Source organism: Acidaminococcus sp. CAG:542 (assembly GCF_000437815.1).
In the GTDB taxonomy this organism is placed as follows: Bacteria; Bacillota; Negativicutes; order Acidaminococcales; family Acidaminococcaceae; genus Acidaminococcus.
In genome coordinates this window covers 1-4193 of sequence record NZ_FR902065.1, presented here as the reverse complement: position 1 = coordinate 4193, position 4193 = coordinate 1, and the positions used below count along the sequence as shown (strand labels likewise).

Here is a 4193-nt window from a genome sequence, read left to right as displayed (position 1 = left end):
TGGTGGTGGGTTAGCAGCCACCGGCTGCGTTTCTCTTCAGAACCATCTGCCTCCGGCAGATGGTCTCCTTCGTCCGCTGACCGTCCCTGTATCCAGTATACATTTTCAAATGTCCTTTCAGCTGTCACAGAACCATGCTACAATAGATTGGTAAGGGATTCTATTACTGCCAAATCAAGGAGGTTCTGCCATGATTGAAAAAAACGCTGTAGGCATCGTCGGTGTTGGCCATGTGGGCGCCCATGTGGCTTATTCCCTGGGAATGATGGGGATCGCTGACGAGATTCTGCTCTGCGATATTGATGACAAAAAACTCACCAGCGAATGCAATGATCTGAACGATGCTGTCCCTTTCATGCCCAACCGGGTAACTTACCGGACCACGGACTATGCCGGTCTCAAAGACTGTGCCATTATTGTGATCGCGGTGGGGGATATTTCTCTGTGCAGGAACTTCAACCGGGACGATGAACTGAAAAACAGTGTGATCCAGGTGGCCCGGTTCATTCCCCGGATCATGGATGCCGGGTTCGATGGGATCTTTGTGAACATCACCAACCCCTGTGACCTGATCACCGGGGAAATCGCCAATCTGTCCGGTCTCCCCCGGTCCCAGGTGCTGGGTACAGGGACGCTTCTGGATTCGGCCCGGCTGCGCCACGCCATCAGCGATTTTACAGGGCTGGACAGCCGGAGCTTCAGCGCCTTTATGCTGGGTCAGCACGGGAATTCCCAGTTCGTCCCCTGGTCCCTGCTGAATTTTTCCGGGATGACCGTGGATCAGTATGAACAGCACACGGGACGGAAGTTCGACCGGGCCAAAATCCAGGAACAGGCTATCAAAGGAGGCTGGGTGACGGTCTCCGGCAAATGGTGCACGGAATACGGCATTGCCGGCGCGGCAGCCACCCTGGTGCGGACCATCCTCCGGGACGAAAAGCGGGTGCTCCCCTGCTCGGTGGAACTGGACGGGGAATACGGCCAGCAGGACCTGTTCATCGGCGTACCGGCGGTAATCGGCAAGGAAGGCGTGGAAAAGGTCCTGGACCTGCCCCTGACCCCGGAAGAACAAAAGCAGTTCCAAGCCTGTGCCGCCGCCATCCAGGAGAATGTGAGCAAGGCGTATGACATTATTTTGAAGGAAAAAGAAAAGGTGTGACCGCGGTCACACCTTTTCTTTTTCTCACGTTTTATCCAAAGAACACTGTAATCAGATCTTCCAGTGCCTTCTGGTCGGCGGCTCCCATGGTTTCCCGGGCGCTGTGCATGGCCAGAAGGGCCACACCGATATCCATGGTCCGGATGGGAGTCAGGGCCGATGCCATGGACCCCAGGGTGGATCCCCCTTTGATGTCGCTGCGGTTCACAAACAGCTGGCAGGGAATCCCGTTGGCGGCGCAGAGGCCTTTCACAATGGCCACCGCTTCCGCATCCCCGGCATACGCCTGGCTGCAGGCCTGTTTCAGCACCACACCCTGGCCCAGTTTGGGCTTGTTGGTGATGTCGCATTTGGCCGTATAGTTGGGATGGAGGGCATGGGCCACGTCCACGCTGAGCATGAATCCGTTGGCCATGTCTTCATACAGGGCTTCTTCCGTCAGGCCCAGTTTGGTGTAGATCCGGTGGAGCAGGTTGTTCAGCACCAGGGAATCGGCTCCCTGTTTGGTGTTGCTGCCCACTTCTTCGTTGTCGAACAGGCAGGCCACCCGCAGTCCTTCGGTGCCTTTGCCGTTCATGATGCCCTTCAGGCAGCCCATGCAGGAAGTCAGGTTGTCCAGACGGCCGGAGGAGATGAATTCATCCTTCAGCCCGAAGGTGCAGCCTTCTTCCACCGGATAGGTGGACAGTTCAAAGGACAGGATGTCTTCCGGTTTCACCTGGAGTTCCTTGGCCAGGAAGTTGGTGAAGAAGTGCTTGTCTTCCGGGTCCTCGCCCAGCATGGTGGCCAGGGGCAGCACATCTTTCTGTTTGTTCCATTTGTAGCCGTCGTTCACTTCCCGGTTCATGTGGATGGCCAGGCTGGACATGCTCAAAAGGGGCCGTTTGAAATCCACCAGGTGGGTCCGGGGTTTGAAGGGATCGGCGGTCCGGGTGACGATCTTCCCGGCCAGGGACAGAGGACGGTCCATCCAGGTGGACACGATCATGCCGCCGTATCCTTCCACGTTCAGGGTGCCGTAGCCCTGGGTATCCACTTCCGCCGCCGGTTTCAGCCTGAAGCAGGGAAAATCCGTATGGGCGGCTGCAATCTTCAGCCCCCGGGATCCTGCTTTACCGGTACGGAAGGCAAACAGGGATGAATCGAAGCATGTGACAAAGTACTTGCTGTCCGGGGCCAGGGTCCAGTCCCCGCCCAGGGGGAGTTCAACAAAGCCGTCTGCCAGCAGCAGGTCACGGCTGGCCGCCACCGTATGGTACGGAGACGTGCTCTTTTGGATCAGGTTCAGTAAATCTTTCGTAGTTTGATTCATTTCGACACCTCCTGTTGACATTGTATCATAAGGTACAAAATTGTTCAAAAACTTTTTTATTTAACTAGCCAGATAATACCGCTGCATGATATAATGGAACCATCTTTTGTAAAGGAGGCTTTCCAATGGCTGAAAAAGAAAAAACACTCAACAATGGAAGCAACAAAGTTTTATCCTGGCAAGCGCTGGGCCTGATGACCTTTACCTCCGTGTGGGGGTTCGGGAACATCGTCAACGGCTATGCCAACCAGGGTCTCAAGGCCGTAGTGTCCTGGATCCTCATGTTCGCCCTGTACTTCATCCCTTATGTGCTCATGGTCGGTGAAATGGGTTCCACCTTCAAGAACAGCGCCGGGGGCGTATCCTCCTGGATCCGGTCCACTTCGGGCGCCAAGCTGGCCTACTTCGCCGGCTGGACCTACTGGATCGTCCACATGCCCTACCTGGCCCAGAAACCCCAGAACATGCTCATCGCCTTCGGCTGGGCCTTTTTCCAGAACGGATCCCTGACGAAAATGATTTCGCCCCTGGTCCTGCAATGCATCGCTCTTGTGATTTTCTTTTTCTTCCTGTGGTACGCCTCCAAAGGGGTTACGGCCCTGAAACGGATCGGCGCCCTGTCCGGGAGCTTCATGTTCGTCATGTCCATCCTGTACATCCTGCTGGCCCTGGCGGCTCCTCACCTGACCACCGCCAAGACCTTCAGCTACAGCCTGAACTGGGAAACCCTGATGCCCACCTTCGATTTTGACTACATGACCACCCTGGGGATCCTGGTGTTTGCTGTTGGCGGCTGCGAACGGCTGAGCCCCTATGTAAACAACCTGAAGAAACCTTCTTCTGAATATCCCAAATCCATGATCTTCATGGCCATTATGGTGGCGGTGACCGCCCTGCTGGGGACCTTTGCCATGGGGCTGATGTTCGACCCCAACAACATCCCCAAGGACCTGATGATGAACGGGGCCTACTACAGCTTCTCCAAGCTGGGTGAATACTACGGCATCGGCCAGACCTTCGTGATCATCTACGCCATCTGCACCGCCCTGGGACAGGCCGCCACCCTGGCCATTTCCATCGATGCCCCCATCAAGATCCTGCTGTCCGACGTGGATCCCCAGTTCGTGCCCAAAGTGTTCACCAAAGTGAACGCCAAAGGGGTGCCTGTAACCGGGTACAAACTGACCGCCATCCTGGTTTCCATCCTGCTGATCGTACCGGCGCTGGGGATCGGGGACATGACCAGCCTGTACAACTGGCTGATCCGTCTGAACGCGGTGTGCATGCCGCTCCGGTATCTGTGGGTGTTCTTTGCCTACATGATGCTGAAGAAACATGCGGACAACTATGTTTCTGAATACCATTTCGTGAAGAGCAAGGGCCTGGGCATGCTGGCCGGGTTCTGGTGCTTCGCCTTCACCGCTTTCGCCTGCATCATGGGCATGTTCCCCCGTGGGGTCCAGAGCGGTACCGACACCTGGTACTTCCAGTTCGCCATGAACATCCTGACCCCGTTGGTACTGATCGGGATCGGGTTCATCCTGCCGGAACTGGCGAAGAAGGAACGGGAGTAAGAAAAACAGGGTGCTGCATAAAACATGCAGCACCTTGTTTTTTTGTCAGCGGGCAGCGGCCGAAGGAGACCATCTGCCGAAGGCAGATGGTTCTAAAGGGAAACGCCGCTGAAGCGGCTAACCCACCACCAGCCTCACGGCTGGTCCC

General features: G+C 56.1%; 3 protein-coding genes. 2 read left to right on the top strand and 1 reads right to left on the bottom strand.

Features of this window, described 5'->3' with window-relative positions:
- The first annotated feature begins 190 nt into the window (after window positions 1–190).
- Window positions 191–1159 carry a lactate/malate family dehydrogenase gene (locus tag QVO43_RS05195; RefSeq protein ID WP_022487515.1) on the top strand — a complete coding sequence of 323 codons (969 nt, stop codon included), beginning with the start codon at window positions 191–193 and terminating at the stop codon, window positions 1157–1159.
- A 31-nt stretch (window positions 1160–1190) separates the two neighbouring features.
- Here the strand turns inward: QVO43_RS05195 and QVO43_RS05190 are convergent, their stop codons facing one another.
- Entirely contained in the window at window positions 1191–2471 is a 1281-nt protein-coding gene (locus QVO43_RS05190; protein ID WP_022487514.1) for a M18 family aminopeptidase, read from the bottom strand.
- Window positions 2472–2596: 125 nt separating this feature from the next.
- Here QVO43_RS05190 and QVO43_RS05185 point away from each other — a divergent pair, with 125 nt between their 5' ends.
- Window positions 2597–4045 carry an amino acid permease gene (locus tag QVO43_RS05185; protein ID WP_022487513.1) on the top strand — a complete coding sequence of 483 codons (1449 nt, stop codon included), beginning with the start codon at window positions 2597–2599 and terminating at the stop codon, window positions 4043–4045.
- Window positions 4046–4193 lie beyond the last annotated feature (148 nt).

Excerpts from the sequence above, each read along its gene's own strand:
- QVO43_RS05195 (WP_022487515.1), top strand. The coding sequence starts at position 191 with ATGATTGAAAAAAACGCTGTAGGCATCGTCGGTGTTGGCCATGTGGGC.
- QVO43_RS05190 (WP_022487514.1), bottom strand. The coding sequence starts at position 2,471 with ATGAATCAAACTACGAAAGATTTACTGAACCTGATCCAAAAGAGCACG.
- QVO43_RS05185 (WP_022487513.1), top strand. The coding sequence starts at position 2,597 with ATGGCTGAAAAAGAAAAAACACTCAACAATGGAAGCAACAAAGTTTTA.